Genomic DNA, 21,183 nt, shown 5'->3' with positions numbered 1-21,183 from the left:
GAAAATCCCCTCTAACGGAAACTCCGTAAGAGGGGATCTTTGCGTTGGCGGCGGCGCGGCGAGCGTGGCAGTGGCGTCCTCCCGTCTCCCTAACGGACGCCCTGCATGGACCGCAGGATGCGCGGCGCCAGCGCGTACAGGACGAGGCCGAGCGCGATGGCGACGCCCCCGATGACGCCGAAGTAAGCCATCTCGCGCTCCGCGGCGTAGAACCGGACGATCTGCGCGTTGACCGCCTGCGCGGCGGCATTGGACAGGAACCACAGGCTCATCATCTGCGCCGAGAAGGCGAGGGGCGCGAGCTTGGTCGTGGCGGAGAGACCGACCGGCGACAGGCACAGCTCCCCGAGCACGACGATCAGGTAGCTCAGGACGAGCCACAGCGGATTCACCGGCGTGTCCGGTCCGACGAAGTAAGCGGGCAGCAGGATGACCAGGAAGGACAATCCGGCGAGCAGCAGTCCAAGCGAGAACTTCCGCGGGATGGAGGGCTGCCTGTCGCCGAGCCGGATCCACAGCCAGGCGAACAGGGGCGAGAGCGAGATGATGAACAGCGGGTTCAGCGACTGGAACCACGCCGGATTCAGGCGAAGCCCCGCGAAGTCGAGCTGCGTCCGCTTGTCCGCATAATTGGCGAGGATCGTCGCGCCCTGCTCTTCGATCGCCCAGAAGAGGATGGAGGCGACGAACAGCGGGATGTAGGCGAGCAGACGGGAGCGCTCGACCGGCGTCGTCCGCGGGCTGCGGTACATGACAAGGAAGTAGGCCGCCGGGATGAGGATGCCGAGGACGCCGACCAAGTTGATGAAGCTGTCCAGGGTCAGCATGCCGAAGGATCCGGCGACGATCAGGATGACGGCGATCACCGCCGCGCCGAATCCGATCCGCGTCAGCACGCGGCGGCGCTCCCGCGCGTCCATCGGATTGTGGACGATCGTGCCGGCCAGGCCGAGATAGCGCTTGCGGGTCGCGACGTACACGATCAGTCCCGCGAGCATGCCGACCGCGGCGAGCGCGAAGCCGACATGGAAGCTGCGCATCCCCACGCTGCCGACGACCAGCGGAGAGAGGAAGCCGCCCAGGTTGATGCCCATGTAGAAGATGCTGAAGCCCGCGTCGCGGCGCACGTCCCGCTCGCTATAGATCTCGCCGACGACGCTCGACACGTTGGGCTTAAGCAGCCCGGTGCCCAGCACGATGAGGACCATGGAGAGGAAGAAGAGACCGGCATTGCCGGGGATGGCGAGCACGATATGGCCGGCCATGATCAAGACGCCGCCGTAGAAGATCGCGCGCGAGGCGCCGAAGACCCGGTCCGCCAGCCAGCCGCCGATCACGCCCGACATATAGACGAGCGAGCCGTAGATCGACACGATGGCGAGCGCCGTATTCTCCGCGAACCCGAGTCCTCCGCGGCTCGCTTCGTAGTACATGTAATAAACCAGGATGGCCCGCATGCCATAATACGAAAAGCGTTCCCAGAACTCCGTAAAAAATAACGTCAATAACCCTTTCGGATGACCGAAAAACCCCCGCTGTGGCACGCTTTCCGCGATCTTTTGCCGATTCGCCGTCGTCATGAGAGATCTCCTCTGGTTGTCTGTGTCATGGCTGCGAAGCCCGCTCTCTGACCGCATGCACCTGTACCGTATGCTTGCTGTCCACCGTCGCCAGGATCACGCTGCTAATCTCCAATGGCCGGATCGCCGACGCCAGCCAAGCGCGGTCCTTGCCAAGCTCGCGCAGCAGCGCATGGATCGTGTGGCCGTCCGTGATGATCGGCCGGGTCAGATTGAAGGGCTGCCCGGGCAAGCTCAAGTCAGCCGGCGTCGCCGGCTGGTAGGGGGTATCGAGGAAGACGGATAGATTGCCGCCCGGCTCCCAGGCTGCGAACGCGACCTTCGAGATGTCCTCCACGCTCGCGATCCGCAGCTCGGCGTACAGGAAATCGATCGTGAGCTTCGCCTTCGCCAGGTTCCGATAGTTCAGCTTCCCGTTCTCGATCAGCGGGATGGCCGCCGGGTCGAAGAAGTGTTTGAACAGCGGGATCTTGAGACTAAGCCAGATGGCGGCTATGTACAAGAGCACGACCGAGAAGGTCGTCGTGACGGAGCCTGCCAGTCCGAGCTGCTCGTCCGACAGGGGATGCGCCACGATATTGCCGAGCGTCAGCGCGATGATGAAGTCGAGAAGCCTCAGCTGCGAGATCGAGCGCTGGCCCATCATCTTGGCCGCGAGGATCAGGCACACGAAGGCTACGCTGCTTCGCAGGATCCATTCGAGGATCGTCAATGACTCCTGGCTTTTATAGAAATCCACGGACCCTACCCTCCGGCACTTTATTTTCCAGGGATAGGGTGTCCGATCTCGGTGCGCGCCATGCGGAGGGTTGAACTAGGAGAGGTTCTGCAGGATGCCGGCGATGCGGGTCTCGAACTCGGAGGAGGCCTCTTGATTCGAGGACTCGGCCTGCAGATAGTCGGGCGTGAGGAGCTGGTACTGCTTCATCCGATAAAAATCGAGGATCGCCTGCTTCAAGGTAATATCGTACTGGATCGAAAAAGAAGGTTCCAAAAAGCGCCGCAGCACGGCGTCGTCCTGCATCATGAACAGCGCCGCGTTCAACCGGTTGAATACCTGCTGCTCCATCCCGGCTTCGAAGAACGACTGCAGATGCCGATTGCGGCGCTGCTGCGCCGCGGCCATGCGCTCGTAGTGGTGCGGGTAGAAGGCCCTGAGATCCTCCAGGAACAGATCGGTTATATAGGTGACGGAGATCAAGGAATGCAGAAAGGTGAGACGGAACCGCTCGACGAAAGAGCGCGAGTCATCGTGGACCACGGTGTCGGACTCCTGCACGTATTCGACGTAGTAATCGACGACCTGCTCGATAATCTCGTCTTTGGAGGAGAAATGCTTGTACAGCGTCACCTTGCTGATATCCATCGCCTTGGCGATATCGTCTATTTTCAGTTGGCTAAAAGGCGTTTTTCGGATAGCAGGCTTTATCTTGGCAATATATTGATCGGCGCCTACTGGTTTTCTCATGTCGGGAGGCCTCCTTACGGCTCATGCTTAACAGTATAACAAAATCGTCGACGCCAAAAACAGAATTTATTTATATTACTAAATTAACTAATTTATTAAAAATGGTTTACTTATTTAATTTGCGGCGCTATAATCGACCTGTACTTAAGCGTTCGATCATGAGGAGGAATTCGCTATGCGTGTATTTGTAACTGGCGCTTCAGGCTTCATCGGCACCGCCGTCGTCCGCGAGCTGCTCGATGCCGGCCATCAAGTCGTAGGACTGGCCCGCTCGGATCAGTCAGCAGCCACATTAACGGCCGTCGGGGCCGAGGCTCATCGCGGAGACCTCGCCGATCCCGAGAGCCTGCGCAGCGGCGCCGCCGCGGCGGACGGCGTCATTCACCTGGCCTTCATTCATGACTTCGCGAACTACGGCAGCGCGATCGAGACCGACCGGCGCGCCGTCGAGGCGATCGGCGCGGCGCTCGAGGGCACGGGCAAGCCGTTCGTCGGCACGTCGGGCACCTTGATGCTCTCGCACGGTCTCCCGCCGGGACGCATCGGCACCGAAGATGACGCGGTCGATAGCGGCGTGCCCCGGGGCGGGGCGGAGAACGCGGCGCTCGCGATGGCCGAGCGCGGCGTGCGATCGTCGGTCATCCGCCTCGCGCCGACCGTACATGGGCCGGGCGATCATGGCTTCGTCCATGCCTTGATCGGCATCGCCCGCGCCAAGGGCGTCTCCGCCTATGTCGAGGACGGCGCCAACCGCTGGCCGGCCGTGCATCGCCTCGATGCGGCGCGCCTGTTCAGACTGGCGCTCGAGTCCGCCCCGGCGGGCTCGCGCCTGCACGGCGTCGGCGAGGAGGGCGTGCCCTTCCGCGAGATCGCGGGCGTCATCGGCCGCCACCTGAATGTGCCGGTGGTCAGCATCCCCCGCGAAGAGGCAGCCGAGCACTTCAGCTGGCTCGGCAGCTTCGCCTCGACGGACGGTCCGACATCCAGCGCGCTGACCCGGGCCCGCCTGGGCTGGCAGCCGGAGCATCCGGCGCTTCTCCCGGATCTGGAGGAAGGGCATTACTTCAAGGGATGAGGCAGGATTGACCCGGAAGAGCATACGTCAAAAAATAGCCCCCAACGCGTCTAGCTAAACTAGATGCGCCGGGGCGATTTTTTTTGAAGAGAACGTCTATTATGACAGAGGTTGTCATGATTATGCCGGTATACTGCGAAGAAAACCAGAATCCGAGGTGGCGTGTATGGACGTCGAATCGATCATTATCAAAGGCGCGCGAGAGAATAACCTGAAGAACGTGAATGTCCGCATCCCGAAGCGGAAAATCACCGTTTTCACCGGCGTCTCGGGCTCGGGAAAATCTTCCTTGGTATTCGACACGATCAGCGCAGAAGCGCAGAGGCAGCTGAATGAGACGTTTACCGCATTCATCCGCAATCGGCTGCCCCGGTTCAGCCAGCCGGATACCGATCTCATCGAGAACTTGTCGACGGCGGTCGTGATCGACCAGCGACGGCTCGGCGGCAGCTCCCGCTCGACGGTCGGCACGATCACCGATATTTATGCGATGCTCCGGCTGCTGTTCTCCAGAATCGGCCAACCGTTTGCCGGCCAATCGCATGTCTTCTCGTTCAACGACCCGGCCGGCATGTGCCCTGCATGCTCGGGCGTCGGACAGGTGGTGCAGTTCGATGTGGACAAGCTGTTCGACAGGTCCAAGTCGCTGAATGAAGGGGCCATCCTGTTCCCCGTATTTAAAACGGGAAGCTGGTACTTGAACACGTACACCTACTCCGGCTTGTTCGAAAACGACAAGCGGCTTGCCGACTATACGCCCGCTGAGTGGGAGACTCTCCTCCACGGCAAAGAGAGCAAGATCGTCTACCGCACCAAAGGCGGCGACATCGAATCGGATTACGAGGGTCTGCTGCCCAAGCTCACCCGTCTGTACTTAAAGCGGGACAGCAGCGAGATGTCGGATGCCAAACGCGAGACCTTGGACCGCTTCCTCTCCTATAACGAGTGCAGCCTTTGCGGGGGAAGCAGGTTGAATCAAGCGGCCCTGGGCTGCCGGATTAACGGATACAACATCGCGGAGTGCGCGGCGATGGAGATCGGCGAGCTCATACGCATGATCGACGCCATCCGGGACCCCGTCGCCGGTCCGATGATCGACGGGATATGTATCCGGTTGAACCATCTGATCTCTATCGGGCTGGCGTATCTGAGTCTGGACCGTCCAACCGCGACCTTGTCGGGCGGGGAGTCGCAGCGCATCAAGATGGTCCGGCATCTGAGCAGCAGTCTCACCGACATGATCTACATTTTCGATGAACCGAGCGTCGGACTGCATCCGCGGGACGTCCATCGTCTGAACGGCATGCTGCGCCGGCTCCGGGACAAAGGGAATACCGTCCTGGTCGTCGAGCACGACCGCGAAGTCATGAAGATCGCCGATCATATCATCGATGTCGGACCTCATGCGGGCACCCGCGGCGGAGAGATCGTCTACGAGGGCGACTATGCGGGCTTGCTCCGCGCGGATACGTTGACAGGACGGTACTTGAAGCAAAGTCTGCCCTTGAAAACGTCGACCAGGTCGCCCAAGGGCCGGATGACCGTAGCCGGCGCCAGCCTGCACAATCTGAAGAACGTGACCGTCGATATCCCCGTCGGCGTGCTGACCGTGGTCACGGGAGTCGCCGGCTCGGGCAAAAGCACGCTGATTAACGGCGCATTCCTGCCGTCGCATCCGGAAGCGATCGTCATCGATCAGTCGCCCGTGGGCGCGTCCATCCGCTCCAATCCGGCGACCTACACGGGCGTGATGGACGAGATCCGCCGGCTGTTCGCGGCAGCCAACCGGGTGAGCGCGTCCCTGTTCAGCTTCAACGCCAAGGGCGCCTGCGCCAACTGTCAGGGTCTTGGGATGATCTACATGGATTTGGCGTTTCTCGAGCCGATAAGGACGACCTGCGAGGTATGCGGGGGCAAGCGGTTCAGCGAGGAGGTGCTGCAGTACCGATTGAACGGGAAATCCATCAGCGACGTCCTCGCGATGACGGTACGGGAAGCCGCGGCGTTCTTCAGCGGGAAGGCGCTGCTCCGTCAGATGCGGACGCTGGAGGAGGTAGGACTCGGATACGTGACGCTGGGCCAGCCGCTGAGCACCCTGTCGGGCGGAGAATGCCAACGCATCAAGCTGGCGGGAGAGCTTCACAAGGAAGGCAGCCTCTACGTCATGGACGAGCCGACGACCGGACTGCATATGTCCGATATCTCCCGTCTGATGGACATCATGGACCGCCTGGTCGACGGGGGCAACACGGTGGTGGTCATCGAACACAACCTGGACGTGATCAAGCGCGCGGACTGGATCATCGACATCGGACCCGAAGGCGGCCACCGGGGCGGCCGAGTTGTATTCGAAGGCACGCCGGCTCAGCTGGCTGCGGCCGAGCATTCGATTACGGGGGCGTATTTGCGCAAGAGCGAGGGACTTAACTAACGTTGTTGAATGACAACAGCGGCGGACTAAGGTTCTTGCGCTAGGCGCATTGCATCCTCCCCACGATGGTCAGTAGCCATCCTGAGGACGAAGTTAATCTGCCTTTTCTAGCTCATCAAGCTGCCGACATTGTCGGCAGCTTGTTGTCGATGGGCTATCGTTTTCCGTTACCTTGCTTTTATGCCAATAACACGATGACAAGCAATTCGAAGAGTACTAAAGTAAGAATCGCCGCCTCGCTTGGACCAAAGAAGGCTCGTTGTCCTGAGGGAGGCGATACCTTCAAATAAACGTGTCCGCGATCGACATGTACGATCGTGCCTTCGTAGATATTGCCGTCTAAGGTTTGGACACGAACTCGCCGATCGACATGCGTGCTGGACACGTGATAGATCCGATCCCGAATAGACCTTAAAGTCGTGACTGCATTAGGGTCTGCTTGAAATAGAACATGTTCGTGCGTTGCCGGATATTGATAACTCATCCCATGACCTCCGCAAATCCGAATATCGCCGCCATCCATACTATGCATATGCCCAGCGCTAAGTTCTCAATCGAAGAGGGGGGCTGGCGTTTAATCGTCACTTCAAGCTCATCGAGAGGGCCAAGGATTACTTAGAGGAAAGCGGTAATAACGATAGGCTTAACCATGCCTCTGGGGCGTTCAAGGTACGTTTGCCCATGCCGGGCATAGGATGAACGATCTAAGCATGGAGGGATGAACACAATGCAAGCTCCGCAAGCTCTGCCTCAAGCCTATCCGAACCCGGCGTATGCCCAATATGTATGGCAGCTGTACCAGCAGCCGTATCGCAGCAACTGCAACTCCCCCTATTACCAGCCGGTGTATCCCTACCAACCGGCGTATCCCTTTCCTTTCAGCTACGAGCGGTTCAGCTCGCAGCCCGAAGCCGGGATGGCCATCAAGGATTATGGCAAACAACCGCTGGTCATCAACATTGAAAAGGCGACGGAGCAGAACGATACGTTCCGTACGGCCCTATGGACGGGCGAGCACTTCCAGGTGACCGTGATGAGCATCCCCGCCGGCAGCGACATCGGTCTGGAGGTGCACCCGCACACGGATCAATTCATCCGGATCGAAGCGGGACAGGGGCTCGTACAGATGGGGAAGACCAAGGATCGGCTGGATTACGAGGTCGCGGCCGCCGAAGGCGATGCGGTAATGGTCCCCGCCGGCACCTGGCACAATGTGAACAATACGGGCAGCGCGCCGCTGAAGGTATACGTCATCTATGCTCCGCCGCAGCATCCTTTCGGTACCGTTCATCCCACGAAGGCGGCTGCGACGGCGGCCGAGGGCATGCGCTAGGCGTATCAACCTTACGATGCGGTACGTGATCTTTGCCCATAGCTCAACAAGCTGCCGAACTTCTCGGCAGCTTGTTGTCGTTTGCGCGGATTGACAGATCACTGACGTCCTTTGGTCAGGATCCGGAACGTGATACCGAACCTATCCGTTACATTACCGTAAGCGGGGCTGAAGAAGCTTGCTTGCAGCGGGTCGTTCACGCGACCGCCTTGCTTCAATGCATCGAAGTACCGGGTAGCTTTTTCTTTGTCGTCGGTTTGAACGACGATGGTGATCTGCGTTCCCTTCTCGTAGGTGCTTCCGGTCACCTGATCGGTCATCTGCAGTTCGGAGTCGCCGATCTTCAAGACGGCGTAATTCACCCAGTCCTTCTTTTCCGGCGGCAGCGGCGCTTCCGGATTTTCCGGCGTGTCTCCATATCGAAGCATATAGGCGACCTCGGCATCCAGCGCCTTTACATATAATTCGATGGCTTCATTCGCGCTTCCGTTCATCTCAAGAAAAGGGATCAAATTCGTACTCACAACAATCATCTCCTGGATTCAAAGTGTCCAACGGACAACCGAATGACGCTTCTCTCCCATCGTCCGGTTTCCCTTGTCACTGACTATGTCGTAAGCCACGAGAGGAATGTGACAGCAAGGGACGAAAAGGATTTTATTAAGAAAGAGAAATGTCCGTCACAAATCCATCATCTCTTACGACAAATAAGTAAATAGAGAAGAAGCAAAGGGAGGGAAGGCGGCGCATGAACGATCGCAACTGGCTTGCTGAACAATTCGAGACACAACGGCATCATTTGCAGGCTGTAGCTTACAGGATGCTCGGATCGCGGAGCGAAGCGGATGACGCCGTGCAGGAGTCTTGGATCCGTCTTACCCGTACGAATACGGGAGAAGTCGAGAATATGGGGGGATGGCTGACGACCATTGTCTCGCGGGTATGTCTGGATATGCTGCGAACGCGCAGATCGAGGCGCGAGGAGCTTGTTATGTCCAGCGCGCCTGAACCGGTTGCCGGTCTTCATGATGGGAGCGATCCCGAGCATGAAGCGCTGACGGCCGATTCCGTGGGATTCGCGATGCTCGTTGTCCTCGAGAAATTAACCCCCGCCGAACGCGTCGCTTTCGTGCTTCACGATATATTCGCCTTGTCGTTCTCAGAGATCGCGCTCATTATGGGACGCAACGAAGCCGCAGCGACACAGCTGGCGAGCCGCGCCCGTCGCCGAGTTCAGGGTAACGCGTTGCCTTCGGAAACGGGGAGGGCTCAGCTGAAAGGGGAGCTTGTCGATGCCTTCCTCGCCGCAGCACGAAATGGAGACTTCGAGAGACTGCTCTCGGTATTGGACCCGAATGTGGTACTTCATAACGATCCTGCATTCCCGCCAGTCGCCAACGTGCCGGTGGTCCGCGGTTCGGAGGGCGTGGCCGAGCAGATCGGGCAATTCGCGCGCCGTGCCCGGAGTATGCAGACGGTGCTCGTGAACGGATCGGCGGGCGTCATCGCGGGTAATTTGGATCAACCGATATTCATTCTCGAATTCACGGTTGCGGATGATGGCAGAATCACCGAGATCGGCATGATTGCCGACCAGGCGCGTCTTCGCGAACTCGACATGGCCGCTATGGACGATTGATGGGCTGAAGTCTGCTTCATGATCGCGATTTACAAGCCTTCACGATAAGAAAATGCGGATTCGTCTCAAGACGATCGAACCACTTCGCATACCAATCCTTCGCCTCGGGCCTATCCTTGAATGCCAAGCTTGGTCTGGGTTCGATGATTTGGTTCAGGATGAACTGTGCCGAAGTTACGTTAATAATTTCTTGAAAGGGTCTCCTGAAGAAAGTGACTTCCACGGGACCGGATTCTTTTTTGTTCCATATCTCCGTCAATAACTCATGAGCGAAGTAGTCCGGGCGATCGAAATGTCTAAAGTCCATGAAGGGATGATGCACGGAGAAAACGAAGCTTCCCCCGGGTCGCAGCACACGATGAAATTCACGAAAGGTGGGAACCCAATCGTCGATGTAGTGAAGGGTTAAAGAACTGACGATAAGGTCAAAGGCTTCATCCTGGAACGGTAGACGATCCGTTAAGTCGCAGGTGAGCACGGTTGCGTTATCGCCGACTCGCCGTTTGCAGGCTTCGACCATTTCAGGGCTAATATCAATCGCCGTCACATGCGCCCCTTTTTTTAGAAACTGCTCCGTATACCATCCCGCGGCGCAGCCGGCATCCAGGACGGACAGTTGATTCATTTCCGTCGGCAAGAGCGCCATCATGGCTGGCCGTTCGTAATAGGCGTTATGTCCGCTCTCTGTATCGACATGCTTTTCATAGTCTTTAGCCAGTCTGTCGTACGCCTGAATAACCTTTTCTTTCATTTATCCAATCTCCTTAACGTCGCGTTCAAGTGAGTACCTTTATTTATTCTCTCTGTGCCTCCCAAGTCCCTCCAGTCATATTGTCATGGGCCATAGGCATCTGCACAATCCGCTAGGTACCGACCTACATATCTGTAGGCATAGGGATATGACTGCGGATAGGGGATGTTGGGATTGTACCACGCTCATTCACGAAGCATTGTCTTGCTCGATGCGAAGCAAGGTGACGTCAGCGGGGACGGCATCCTGGATAACGTATATCTATACGGCAATCGATCCGATGGACCCTTCGCCGATCGCATCACGCTCATCATCCAAGACGGACATTCGAATCGCAGCACGGCGGTCAATCTTCCGAACAATGCGGGATACAACGCCAGACTTTTCCTTGGGGACTTCTCCAAGGATCGCGTACAGGACATCTTAGTGAGCATCGATACCGGAGGGAGCGGGGGATACGGGAGCTTCTATCTGTATTCCTTCAAGAACCATATTCTCTACGAAATGTTCGACGTTGAGAAGTATAACGAGGCGTATAAGTTCAACGTGAATTACGAGGACTTCTACAAAGTGAGCGTCAGTAATCCTCAGCTCGACGTGTTATTCACCATAGACATTAGCCATAAGGGCTATGACTATTTGTCGCAATATTACGATGATGACGGCAAGCTGAAGCAGCCGGTCCAGGGCGAGGTTCTGGCGCTAGGCGGACTCTATCCGATCGTGACGAACGAGAGAAACATGGGCTACGATTTACTTGCTCTACAACGTATTATTGGTACGACGAACGCCGATACGTTAGGGTATGTCGAGAACCTTTTGACATGGAACGGCGATCGATTCGTTTCCTCCAGATTGACGGTAGCCATACTGGGTTCGAAGTTGATCAGTCTTTTTTAAGACATTCCTTACACGATATGCTCACAGCTCAACAAGCTGCCGATCTTCTCGGCAGCTTGTTTGTCGCTGAGCTAGCGTTTCCAGTCTAGCGTCGCGATCAGATCACGCGGTAGTGGAGATGAACAACGCCGCTTCGGAAGCGGCGCTCATCGAGCAGCTCGAGCCGCGTGCGGAGGTTGTCGGGCAATGCTCGCTTGCCTCTACCCAAGACGACCGGATTAAGCAGCAGATGACACTCGTCGATGAGTCCCGCGCTCATCGCCAGCCCAGCTAACTCGGGACCGCTAATCGTCATGTCGGCTCCTGAAGACGACTTCAGCCTCCGAATCGCATCAGGATCGAATTCGCGCTCGATCCGAGTCTTGGCGCTTGACGCCGCTTGAAGCGTCCGGGAATAAACGATCTTATCGGCCGCTCGCCAGATCTGCGCGAATTCCCGCACTTCCTCCGGTTGTTGGGGGCTGGCGTCCGCCGTCTCCCAGTACACCATCGACTCGTACATGCGACGCCCGTATAGGTAGGTGCCGATCGTCCGTTGGAAGTCCGTCCAGAACGCATAAGTCTCGTCATCGGAGACCCCCCAATCGTTGTTGCCGCGCTCGTCCTCCATGTAGCCATCCAACGATACGTTAATGGGGTAGATCAGTTTAGCCATTTCAATAACCCCTCCCATTCTTCAGTGTCCAATGAACATATACAACTTCCTTTCTATCTACATTTTATCATCCAACAACGTCCTGATTTCTCATGGATTGCTGATTATGGCAGCTTGTTGTCGCGGAGCTAGCGTTCCGTGGACGCCATGATTCGTCGTATCCCTTGCGCGATGGGTTCCCGCTCCCACGCTTCAAGCGAATAGAGCACAGGCGGCGCAGGAATATCGAACTTCAGATGAGAATGGGGGATTTCCGTCAATAAGGTGCCTATGGGCTGCTGATTATTCTTGTGACGTATCACATTCCAGAAAATTCTGGACCTCTTGTCCTCGGTTCCCCACTTTTCAAGCGAGTTGCGGAATAGCAGGCGTTTCCCGATGACAAAGTCATCCTCTCGGAGGGGCTCCGTCGCTTCGAATCCAGCCTCCTCAAGGCCATCGAATAGCGCAGGCATCAACCGGTCCAGATACAGCCCATAGGCAGCATCCTCTATTTCAAGAAAAGCGATCGTTAATTGCTCATGCATCGAATCGTATAAAGGCTTCCATGCTGATTCCAAATACTGATTGCCGGCCTTGCCCATCTCCTCAATCGACATGTCGTTACGGAATTCAGGTCTTGCTGTCATACGTGCGCCTCCTTGTACGTGGATTAACTCCATCATAAAACATGCAAGCCAATTGGAAGCTTTCGGGGAAGTGCTTAAAGGGAATTCATGAATGGTCCCGAATAAGCTTACAATGGTTTTAATGTTTGCACGTCTCATTCACGAAGGCGGGACCGCATGGACTATCGACCGAAAAAACTGGCAAGTAAATATAATTTGAGCGCCAACACTTTAAGGAACTACGAAGCAAAAGGGTTGATTCCTCCTGCGGTTCGCTCTGCGAATGGATACCGCATATATACGCAGCGGCACGAAGCTTATCTGGCATGTATTCAAGCCATGGCCCCGGCATTCGGAATGGAAGTGACGAGCGAGGTCCTGCATCGTATGGGGCGAAATGAGGTGGATGACGCCTTGTGGATCGTTCGAGACCGAGAGGTCATGCTGCATAGGGAAAAGGCGAATTTAGATCAATTGGTAGAGGCGTTGAAATCCTACGCGGAAGGCAGTCAAGCTTATGATCTTAACCAACGCTTCAACACTCACGAGGTCTCCAGACGGACCGGAGCTCCTAAATCGGCCATTCGTTATTGGGAGAAGAGCGGCCTGTTCACGACTGAGCGAGATCCTGACAACGAGTACAGACTTTTCAATGAAGCGCATCTCTTTAAAATAAGGATGATCCAGGTGCTGCAAAGCGCCGTTTATTCCGAGGAGACCGTGAGTTTAAAGCAGGCGATTGCCTGTTTAGAACTACAGAATATCGAGGACACGAAGGAGCTAGTTGAAAGTATTAAAGCTTACCTAGACAAGATGATCAGGCTTCAGATGGAAGGAATCTATTTTTTATATTGCTTGATTCAAGGCTTAGGTCTTTCGGATACAACGGAGGAACATTGATCACTCTTCGAGTGCTGCCGGTTTAATGGAACAAAGAAAGTCTGCTCAATCAAACTTTAAATGAAACCTTCTGTCCAATGATCTGAATCTATTTCATACGCATCAATGAAAAAAAGATCAGCATGATCCTTGAAGCCCGGTAGTCGCTGATATCTGCTCACTACCGTTTTCGCTTTTTCTAAGGAGGAATATATACCTATAATCTTGGTCTCGTCGTTTCATTGACATAAAAAAATCCCGCCGTTTAAGCGGGATCCAACATTCTATTAGCTTCCATATCCATTCACTTTTTCTGGAATATAAGTACCGTCTGCGGTTTGGTCATGTATTCCACGGAGGAATCCAGCTGCTCGGACACGAAGCGTACCGGGACAAACGCGCTGTTGTTCTTCAACAGCATCGGCACGTCATAGGGCACGGTTTGTCCGTTCACGTCTGCTTCCTTCTCGTTCACAACCCAACGAATCGTTTTACCGCCTTTGCGAATTGTCACTTCTTTCTTGGTCTGGTCCCAGCCGACTTCGGCACCCAACCACTTCGACACGAACCGGATGGGGACATACGTGCGGTCCGATACGATAAACGGGGCATGGGTAAGCTGCAAAGGACTTTCCCAGACGTAGGCGGTCGTGCTGCCGATGACCAATCGTTCGACTTTATTGATTGGGGTAGTGCTTGCCGGACTGTCCATCTGGTCAAGCGCATGAAGAATCTTGTACGACTGGGATGTGCGCCTCAGATCCAAATAATTGCCTGCGTAATTCAGCCCATAGATAAGCGCGCCCGTGTCGTAATAATGAGCAAACGCATGGTTGCGAATCGGCTCCAGATTCCATATGCGATTGTAAGATAAGTCCAAGTAAGAGAGGTTCTTCAGCGATGCCAAGGGCCCAAGATCGTAAACCAAATTGCTCGCGAGATCGAGGATGACCAGCTTCGTCATCTTCTTCAGAGGAGCAAGATCCTTGATCTGATTTTGCCCCGCATCGAGCGAACGCATTTGGGTTAACCCGGCTAGCGCGCGGAGATCCGCGATCCGATTATTTGTAAGGCTAAGAGACTGCAGGTTGGTCAGCGGCTTCAGCGGACTCAGATCCGCGATCTGATTGCTCGCGAGATTCAAATGCGTGAGCTTGGTCAAGGCGCTGAGCGGTCCAATATCCGCGATGCCATTGTTGTTCAGGTCAAGCTTCTCCAGGCTGGCGAGCGGCCTTAACTGACTCAGATCCATGAACTGGGTGGATTGGAGATTCAGCTCCTTGAGCTTGCTCATGGAGGCGAGTGGGCCGATATCCTTGATCGTACCGGACAAAGAGAGCTTCTCCAGGTTGATCAACGGCTTAAGTGGGCTTAGATCCGCGATCGGATTGACAAAGAGGTTCAGCTCTTTGAGCTTCGTCAAGGCGCCCAGCGGCCCGAGATCCGCGATCTGATTGCTGTTCAAATCAAGCGTTTCCAGGTTGGTCAGCGACCTCAGCGGACTCAGATCCGCGATCTGGTTGCCCCCGAGGTCCAGCTTCGTCAGCTTGGTTAACGAGCGGAGCACGCCAATATCCTGAAGCTCGCTCCTGGATACATTAAGCTGCGTCAGATTCGTCGCATATTGCAAGCCCTCTACATGATTTACGCCGATAAGACTGAGTTCGGTGAAGGACGCCATGTCTTCCTTCGTGACGGCTTCATCGTCTTTCTTATGTAACTGCCATCTGACCGTAGACGCGAACTTCTCATCCTGAAAGCGAACTTCCGAGGATTGCTGCAGCTGTTCGACTTGGGGCGGGACTGCTTCCATCCATGCCTGTCCGGGCAAGCTAAGGAACATGGCGGAGGCAAGCAGCATCCCCGATAAAACCTTACTCAAAGCGTCTCAAATCCCTTCTTCTTGGTGTCTCATTAAGTATATCAATGTTACCTGATAGAAGGGATGGCCACTTTTCTCCAAGAATTAGGAAATGCTAGTTGGTTACTTCATCTGCCCTTTGATGATGTCGACCATACTCCTCCCGGTTGCCGCAATGGCTTCTTCTGCCGAACGGGGCGTCCATCCCAGCAGCCGCTTGGCTTTCTGATTGCTCGTCGACATATCTTGTCCCAGGAGAGAGGCAATCATTTTTAGCTTCGGATTAAAAATCGCCAACGTACGCACGACGATATTCGGATGCTCCCTGCGCGGCGCAAGTTTAGCGTCTTCGCCTAAGTGTTTCCGCAGGATACGGGCAATCTCTAACATCGATAGATTTTCTGCGCTGGAAGCGATGAATCGCTGCCCGTTTGCTTCGGGACGCAGCATGGCCAATAGGTGCAAATCGGCAACGTCTCGGACATCGACATAATCGGAGTAAATTTTAGGGACGGCCTTCATCTTGCCTTCGATCATCTGGCGAACGGATTCGTTCGAATGTGAGTAATCATGGCCTAGGATCGGCCCCATCACCCCGACGGGATTGACCGTCGCAAGCTCTAATCCATGGCCTTCTTGGCGAATAAAATCCCAAGCCGCTATTTCCGCGATGGTTTTCGACTTTTGATAGGGATGAATGTTGGCGTCCGTGTTGGACCAATCCTCTTCGGTATAGGGCCCCTTATGATTGATGTGTCCCACGCCAATCGCGCCGAAGGCCGAGGTGAGAACCACGCGTTTGACACCTGCATCCCGCGCTGCCCTCAACACGCGTAACACGCCTTCCCGCGCCGGTTGAATCATTTCATTTTCATCCTTATAGACCTTATTGGGCGTTGGAGAAGCGACTTGGATGACATAATCAGTCCCTTGAACAGCCGCGTCCCAGTTCTGATCAGAAGATAGATCCGCTTGAATAAAGGACAAGGCTTCAAGATTCGTTAATCCGCCCGACATTAACATAGCTCTCACTTCATCTTGTCTGCTCATGGTACGCAGCGTTGCTCGCACGCGATACCCTTGCTCCAGTAGCTTTAAAATGACATGAACGGCGATAAATCCGGAGCCTCCGGTCACAAGCACCAAGGGATGGTTAGGTTGCGACATCGTCAACCTTCCTTTCTATTGACGTTACAGGTGTAACGTGTTTTGATTAGTTTAAGTCCGAACCTGAGCGAAAACAAGCGGTTAACAGGCATCTGTGACAGAACGGAGGAAGTGTAATGGCAGCTACGGATCACGCCCAAAGCATCAAAAAAGACACCAAGGAATGGATCGCCCTTGCGCTGCTGGAGCTCTTGCAGACCAAACGCCTACCGAAATTAACCGTATCGGAAGTCGTCAAAAAAGCCGGCGTCAGCCGAATGGCCTTCTATCGAAATTACGATAGTCTCGAACAAGTATTGAAGGCGTACTACGAACCTAAATTCGCGGAGATATTTGATAGAACTTACTTTCAAAGCAGCCACGAACAGAAAATAACGGATTTAACGAACTTCTTTAACGCGCTGTCCAAGGATTTTCTTATGGCCATTGAAGGGAATTACACCGAGCTGCTCTATCAGATATTCAAATCCCATATTACGCAGTTGTACGACGAGATCATTCCCTTCCCGGACTGGACGGGCGCGAAGCGAACGTACTGGATCGACTTCATGAGCGCCGGCGTATTCGAAGTTTGGGTGATGTGGATCAAGAACGGTCAAAAAGAAACCGTAGAGGAAATTAAAGCGCTCATTCGGCTTTTCCATAAATAAAAGAGGCTCACCGTATCAATCGGGATGCTGAAGATGATCAGCAATGCCGCAAGATATTCCGTAACCGTCAGTCTCTCGCCCAGCAAGATGACGATAAAGACCAGCGTGACAAACGGGGTGAACAAGGTAAAGCTTGCGATCAACGAGGCCGGAGAGTACTTCAGCGCCCGGAAATACAAGAAAAATCCGAGCGCGATATTGCTCATGCGTAGCCATAACACGCCGTAAAAGTCCGTTCGCTCTGGAACGATGAAGCGGGAGGACAGCAGCGTAGCGCCAATTGATAGAAGAAAGGCAACGCTCGTGATCACAAAAGTGCTGACGATCGTATCCTTCTGGTTCTTCTTAATGAAGTTCGTAAACAACCCCCAACTCACCGCAGCCAAAACCGCGTAAAGGTCCCCTCTGAAGTTCATGAAATTTAATATTGGCGATATCCCCTTTGGTCAGAAGCAGAAGCGATCCCAGGAAACCCATCGCGACCGAGAACATCTTATACCGGTTCAACTTCTCTTTATGAATGGGGATCGCGAGCAGCACGATAAAGATAGGAAACAAATAATTCAACATGGACGCTTCGACCGCCGAGATGCGTTCCAGGGATTTTAAATAAAAGAAATCATATAAAAAAGCAAACGTGCCGCACAAGAGTAGCAATAGGAAGTTCGGAAAGCTTCCATGAGAACAGGGCGCTTAATTTGCCTTTGACCAGAAAGATCGCTAAAAAGGAAATCACGCCGATCCCGTACATATAGAACATGACTTGATAGCTGTCCAGATGATTCAAGAGCAGCTTGCTAACGGCCGCCAACGACCCCCACATCAACAGCAAGATCGGCATTAATAGAAAGGGACTCTTTGACGCTTCGCGCTTCTCGCTTTGCTTACGCATGGGGACGTTGCTGCTCCTTCGCAATAAACTTCGCTGTTCAGTTTAACGTAAACTCGGCCTTATCGGCTACTTGGAAATATCAAATGCCGCCCCCACAGTTCACCCCAACTAGTTTCGTTATTTGTTGTAAATCCAAAAAGAGTTGTATATTATTTTCCTTCCCCGGCCGCCTTAAAATAAACACAGAAAGCCAAACCGCAGACAAGTCGAGGGGGAATGGAAGTGCAATTAAAGAAGAGACGCTTGATCGGAACGATGGGATGCATCCTGCTTAGCTTCGCATGGTGAGCGCGTATTCTTCTGATACGCCGAAGGAGAGCGCCAGCGCGTAAGCGACGCAGACGGTGTCGACGCATCCGATCGACCACGCGCAGCAGGCAAAGAAAAAGATCAGACCGCGATCATTCAAGATCAGCTGGACAATGCGTTTATGCTCGGCGAGACGATCGAGAACAACGTCTTACGAAGTGGTTGAAGGACGTATGGGGGTTCCATCGCTATTGACCACAAATGATTCAGGACATGTCAGGTCAAAAATCTACAGTTTGTTACGTTGGATTATGATTGAACGGAAGTCCACATTTTATGATAACGAGTAGGAGTATTCAGAATATTTCTCGACAAGTATAGTTATTGGCGAGTTTTTGTTAGAATGGGACTAGAGGGCCATTTATTAAAGAAGTTTGAAGAGAATTGTCGGTTAATCTTCATTTTTCTGCGTTAAACATTTAATGGTTATCAATGGGAGCTAGTGTTTGGTATAATTTAAAGAAAAGACATTTAAGGAGATAACATGACTTCAGTAGCAGCAATTAGCTTGTTTTCAGGTGCTGGTGGTTTAGATGTTGGTGCATTTTTGTCAAATGTAAATGTAATTGTAAGCACAGATATCGCTTCTGATGCTATTGAAACCCTAAGACAAAATTCCCACTTCAATAAAACAGAATTGATCCTTGATGATTTACATGAAATCAGGAGTGAAAGGTTTAACTTTATTGCTCAAAACTCAAAGGCTGATAAAGTTATTGTAATTGGAGGTGCTCCATGCCAGCCTTTTTCCAAAGCTGGTTATTGGGTTGGAAATAATGCTCGAAAGGGCATTAATGATCCGCGGGCATTACTAGTAAATGAATATTTAAGAGTTGTACAAGATTTAAATCCAGATGGTTTTGTGTTTGAAAACGTTGAAAGTCTTGGCCATCCAACGAATCGGTCGCTCCTCGAAGGATTTATCGAAATTGCTGAAATTGCAGGCTTTAAAACTAAAATAATTAAAGGTAACGCACTTGATTATGGCGTTCCTCAAAAGAGAAAGAGACTATTTATTATTGGCACCAAAGGTGCCTATAAAACAGATGTACCAACTATTACTCATGCCGAAAGTTCAAAAGCCGATTTGATTGGTCTTTTGCCTTATGTAACAGCAGGTGAGGCCATCCGTGAGTTTGATACTGATGAATTTTTTGAACCGCAAGAGTTGGCTGAATATGGAACATACGGAAAAGATTTGTTAGAAATCCCCCCCGGGAGTAACTACAAAGCACTAACTTCATGGGCGGGTTATGAGAATCCTAAGTTTGTTGCAGATAAAAGATTTTGGAGTTTCTTATTAAAGTTATCACCCGATCAACCTTCATGGACTATTACCGCACAACCAGGTCCGTGGGTGGGTCCTTTCCATTGGAATTCAAGGCGACTTAGAGTTCCAGAAATAGCAGCAATACAATCATTCCCAAAACATTATAAATTCTATGGTAATCGCCGATCGATTCAAAGACAAATTGGTAATGCTGTGCCGCCTTTAATGGCAAGAGCTATGATTAATCATTTGAAGGAGAGTTTGGTGTAATGATTAATGTAATAAGCCTCTTTTCTGGTGGAGGAGGAATAGATGCTGGATTTCATAATGCTGGCTTCAATATTGTATATTCTACCGATTTAGTTCAAGATGCTTGCAATACTATTCTTATGAATAATCCCAATCAGGTTGTAGACTGTGTAGACATTAGGCAAATTAATTTTAAGGAACTAAAAGATAGACTAAATATTCAGAGTGTAGATTGTTTAGTAGGGGGGCCGCCATGTCCGGCATATTCCAAATCACGGTTTTATCGCACTGAAAAGAAGAGAGCTTTAGAGGACGAAAATTCATTTACTCTTAAAGAGTACTTTCGTGCAATCGAGCAGGTAAAACCTAGAGTATTCTTTTTCGAAAATGTACACGGCTTTATTTATAAACCCCATCAAGATGCTTTTTTATTTTTAAAAGAAATGTCCGAAAAGTTAAATTATGAAATTTCTTGGAAGGTTGTTAACGCTGCCAATTACGGGGTACCCCAAACCAGAGAGCGGTTTATTTGTGTTGGCGTAAGTAAGGAATTAGGGAAGAAGTTTATATTCCCCGAGGAAACCCACCGAAACCCAGAATTATTCGATCTTTTTAATACAACTGAAAGATTACCCTGGGTCACGTGTGGTGATGTGTTAAATGATATTGATTATGAATTACCTGAAGATGAGAAACTCAGAGCAGGATCTAAACATAAAGATTTACTTGAACTGATTCCCCCTGGAGACAATTATTTATTTTTCACCGCTGAACGAGGATATCCTAGTCCTATTTTTAAGTGGAGATCCAGATACTGGTCCTTTCTTTTAAAACTATCACCAGATAGACCATCATGGACAATTCAAGCGAGTTTTTCAAACAATATGGGGCCCTTTCATTGGAAAAATCGTTTTTTACGTATACAAGAAATTAAACGTATTCAAACCTTTAGAGACGACTATGTCCTGGATGGAGACTTTAGATCTCAGTGGAGGCAAATTGGTAATGCTGTCCCACCTCTTTTAGTAGAAAAGTTTGCTGCGAGTATAAAAGAACAACTTTTTACCAATACAAACTAGTCCTTTTATGGTATTATGTAGGTAAAAATGACTACCGAGGTGCTAGCGTTGGTTACCCATAGTTATCAAGCAATTAATGACGGATCTATTGAATTGGGTATACCATCTACCAAATTCTCGGATACTGAATTACTTGACCTATTCGAAGTCTCCTTTCGTAAAGGGAGTTGGCAATTAAGCCAGGTAGGTAAAGACACTGGTTTAACCATTTATCAAGTTGTATGTGGTAATGTATTGTTCGAGTTGTATTTATATATGTTTAATGTAACCTCCAGTTCCCGAGAAAGACCTAGGGAACATCGAATTCAATTAAATCGTACTATCTCAAATAAAGGGTTTCTTATCGGGGACGACCCAATAAAAAAGTGCGCAATTATAGGATTATAT

23 protein-coding genes are annotated in these 21,183 nt (G+C 52.4%); 9 read left to right on the top strand and 14 right to left on the bottom strand.

The genetic code is table 11. From position 1 onward, the window contains the following. Positions 1–89 precede the first annotated feature (89 nt). The 3 genes from PQG80_RS24665 to PQG80_RS24655 all read right to left on the bottom strand — a co-directional run bounded on the left by PQG80_RS24665 (position 90) and on the right by PQG80_RS24655 (position 3,048). On the bottom strand, positions 90–1,580 hold the full coding sequence (locus tag PQG80_RS24665) for a peptide MFS transporter (protein ID WP_271754330.1): 1,491 nt from the start codon (positions 1,578–1,580) through the stop codon (positions 90–92). Positions 1,581–1,605: 25 nt separating this feature from the next. Continuing rightward, the gene (locus tag PQG80_RS24660; RefSeq protein WP_271754329.1) at positions 1,606–2,319 is read right to left on the bottom strand and encodes a DUF421 domain-containing protein; all 714 of its coding nucleotides are present in this window, start codon (positions 2,317–2,319) and stop codon (positions 1,606–1,608) included. 75 nt (positions 2,320–2,394) lie between these two features. Further along, positions 2,395–3,048, bottom strand: a complete 654-nt coding sequence (locus PQG80_RS24655; protein ID WP_271754328.1) for a TetR/AcrR family transcriptional regulator — start codon at positions 3,046–3,048, stop codon at positions 2,395–2,397. 175 nt (positions 3,049–3,223) lie between these two features. On the opposite strand from PQG80_RS24655, the gene PQG80_RS24650 reads away from it, so the two are divergent. Further along, entirely contained in the window at positions 3,224–4,123 is a 900-nt protein-coding gene (locus PQG80_RS24650; protein WP_271754327.1) for an SDR family oxidoreductase, read from the top strand. Positions 4,124–4,289: 166 nt separating this feature from the next. After that, positions 4,290–6,554, top strand: a complete 2,265-nt coding sequence (locus PQG80_RS24645; RefSeq protein ID WP_271754326.1) for an excinuclease ABC subunit UvrA — start codon at positions 4,290–4,292, stop codon at positions 6,552–6,554. A gap of 178 nt (positions 6,555–6,732) precedes the next feature. Here the strand turns inward: PQG80_RS24645 and PQG80_RS24640 are convergent, their stop codons facing one another. After that, entirely contained in the window at positions 6,733–7,038 is a 306-nt protein-coding gene (locus tag PQG80_RS24640; RefSeq protein WP_271754325.1) for a hypothetical protein, read from the bottom strand. 243 nt (positions 7,039–7,281) lie between these two features. Here PQG80_RS24640 and PQG80_RS24635 point away from each other — a divergent pair, with 243 nt between their 5' ends. Further along, on the top strand, positions 7,282–7,887 hold the full coding sequence (locus PQG80_RS24635; RefSeq protein ID WP_271754324.1) for a cupin domain-containing protein: 606 nt from the start codon (positions 7,282–7,284) through the stop codon (positions 7,885–7,887). A 98-nt stretch (positions 7,888–7,985) separates the two neighbouring features. Here PQG80_RS24635 and PQG80_RS24630 read toward each other — a convergent pair whose 3' ends face one another. After that, positions 7,986–8,411, bottom strand: a complete 426-nt coding sequence (locus tag PQG80_RS24630) for a VOC family protein (protein ID WP_271754323.1) — start codon at positions 8,409–8,411, stop codon at positions 7,986–7,988. A gap of 224 nt (positions 8,412–8,635) precedes the next feature. Between PQG80_RS24630 and PQG80_RS24625 the strand changes: the two genes are divergently transcribed. Next, positions 8,636–9,526, top strand: a complete 891-nt coding sequence (locus tag PQG80_RS24625; protein WP_271754322.1) for a sigma-70 family RNA polymerase sigma factor — start codon at positions 8,636–8,638, stop codon at positions 9,524–9,526. Positions 9,527–9,542: 16 nt separating this feature from the next. Here PQG80_RS24625 and PQG80_RS24620 read toward each other — a convergent pair whose 3' ends face one another. Beyond that, positions 9,543–10,277, bottom strand: a complete 735-nt coding sequence (locus PQG80_RS24620; protein WP_271754321.1) for a class I SAM-dependent methyltransferase — start codon at positions 10,275–10,277, stop codon at positions 9,543–9,545. 204 nt (positions 10,278–10,481) lie between these two features. On the opposite strand from PQG80_RS24620, the gene PQG80_RS24615 reads away from it, so the two are divergent. Further along, entirely contained in the window at positions 10,482–11,177 is a 696-nt protein-coding gene (locus PQG80_RS24615; protein WP_271754320.1) for a YybI family spore inner coat protein, read from the top strand. A gap of 97 nt (positions 11,178–11,274) precedes the next feature. Here the strand turns inward: PQG80_RS24615 and PQG80_RS24610 are convergent, their stop codons facing one another. Together PQG80_RS24610 and PQG80_RS24605 are read right to left on the bottom strand one after the other, a co-directional pair. Then, positions 11,275–11,832 (bottom strand): dihydrofolate reductase family protein, encoded by a 558-nt coding sequence (locus PQG80_RS24610; protein ID WP_271754319.1) that lies wholly within the window; start codon positions 11,830–11,832, stop codon positions 11,275–11,277. Between the two features lie 128 nt (positions 11,833–11,960). Continuing rightward, a complete protein-coding gene (locus tag PQG80_RS24605) occupies positions 11,961–12,461 on the bottom strand; it encodes a DUF6022 family protein (RefSeq protein WP_271754318.1) in 501 nt (166 codons plus the stop codon). A 156-nt stretch (positions 12,462–12,617) separates the two neighbouring features. On the opposite strand from PQG80_RS24605, the gene PQG80_RS24600 reads away from it, so the two are divergent. Continuing rightward, positions 12,618–13,340 carry a MerR family transcriptional regulator gene (locus tag PQG80_RS24600; RefSeq protein ID WP_271754317.1) on the top strand — a complete coding sequence of 241 codons (723 nt, stop codon included), beginning with the start codon at positions 12,618–12,620 and terminating at the stop codon, positions 13,338–13,340. 56 nt (positions 13,341–13,396) lie between these two features. Here the strand turns inward: PQG80_RS24600 and PQG80_RS28915 are convergent, their stop codons facing one another. The 3 genes from PQG80_RS28915 to PQG80_RS24590 form a co-directional block, all read right to left on the bottom strand. Further along, entirely contained in the window at positions 13,397–13,543 is a 147-nt protein-coding gene (locus PQG80_RS28915; RefSeq protein ID WP_432432805.1) for a DUF7336 domain-containing protein, read from the bottom strand. Between the two features lie 80 nt (positions 13,544–13,623). After that, entirely contained in the window at positions 13,624–15,201 is a 1,578-nt protein-coding gene (locus PQG80_RS24595; protein ID WP_271754316.1) for a leucine-rich repeat domain-containing protein, read from the bottom strand. A 102-nt stretch (positions 15,202–15,303) separates the two neighbouring features. Further along, positions 15,304–16,347, bottom strand: coding sequence for an SDR family oxidoreductase (locus PQG80_RS24590; RefSeq protein ID WP_271754315.1), 1,044 nt, complete (start codon positions 16,345–16,347; stop codon positions 15,304–15,306). Between the two features lie 116 nt (positions 16,348–16,463). On the opposite strand from PQG80_RS24590, the gene PQG80_RS24585 reads away from it, so the two are divergent. Continuing rightward, a complete protein-coding gene (locus tag PQG80_RS24585) occupies positions 16,464–16,997 on the top strand; it encodes a TetR/AcrR family transcriptional regulator (protein WP_271754314.1) in 534 nt (177 codons plus the stop codon). Here the strand turns inward: PQG80_RS24585 and PQG80_RS24580 are convergent. The 3 genes from PQG80_RS24580 to PQG80_RS24570 are packed head-to-tail and all read right to left on the bottom strand — an operon-like array spanning position 16,943 to position 17,889. Next, positions 16,943–17,374 (bottom strand): EamA family transporter, encoded by a 432-nt coding sequence (locus PQG80_RS24580; protein ID WP_271754388.1) that lies wholly within the window; start codon positions 17,372–17,374, stop codon positions 16,943–16,945. The genes PQG80_RS24585 and PQG80_RS24580 overlap by 55 nt on opposite strands. Continuing rightward, positions 17,343–17,645 carry a DMT family transporter gene (locus PQG80_RS24575; protein WP_271754387.1) on the bottom strand — a complete coding sequence of 101 codons (303 nt, stop codon included), beginning with the start codon at positions 17,643–17,645 and terminating at the stop codon, positions 17,343–17,345. The genes PQG80_RS24580 and PQG80_RS24575 overlap by 32 nt, the downstream gene beginning before the upstream one ends. Further along, entirely contained in the window at positions 17,617–17,889 is a 273-nt protein-coding gene (locus PQG80_RS24570) for a hypothetical protein (RefSeq protein WP_271754313.1), read from the bottom strand. The genes PQG80_RS24575 and PQG80_RS24570 overlap by 29 nt, the downstream gene beginning before the upstream one ends. A 793-nt stretch (positions 17,890–18,682) precedes the next feature. On the opposite strand from PQG80_RS24570, the gene PQG80_RS24565 reads away from it, so the two are divergent. Then, entirely contained in the window at positions 18,683–19,738 is a 1,056-nt protein-coding gene (locus PQG80_RS24565) for a DNA cytosine methyltransferase (RefSeq protein WP_271754312.1), read from the top strand. After that, positions 19,738–20,796 carry a DNA cytosine methyltransferase gene (locus PQG80_RS24560; RefSeq protein ID WP_271754311.1) on the top strand — a complete coding sequence of 353 codons (1,059 nt, stop codon included), beginning with the start codon at positions 19,738–19,740 and terminating at the stop codon, positions 20,794–20,796. Before PQG80_RS24565 ends, PQG80_RS24560 begins: the two co-directional genes overlap by 1 nt. Positions 20,797–21,183 lie beyond the last annotated feature (387 nt).

This window comes from Cohnella rhizoplanae, assembly GCF_948329515.1.
Lineage (GTDB): Bacteria > Bacillota > Bacilli > Paenibacillales > Paenibacillaceae > Cohnella > Cohnella rhizoplanae.
This window is presented reverse-complemented; position numbering and strand designations above follow the sequence as displayed.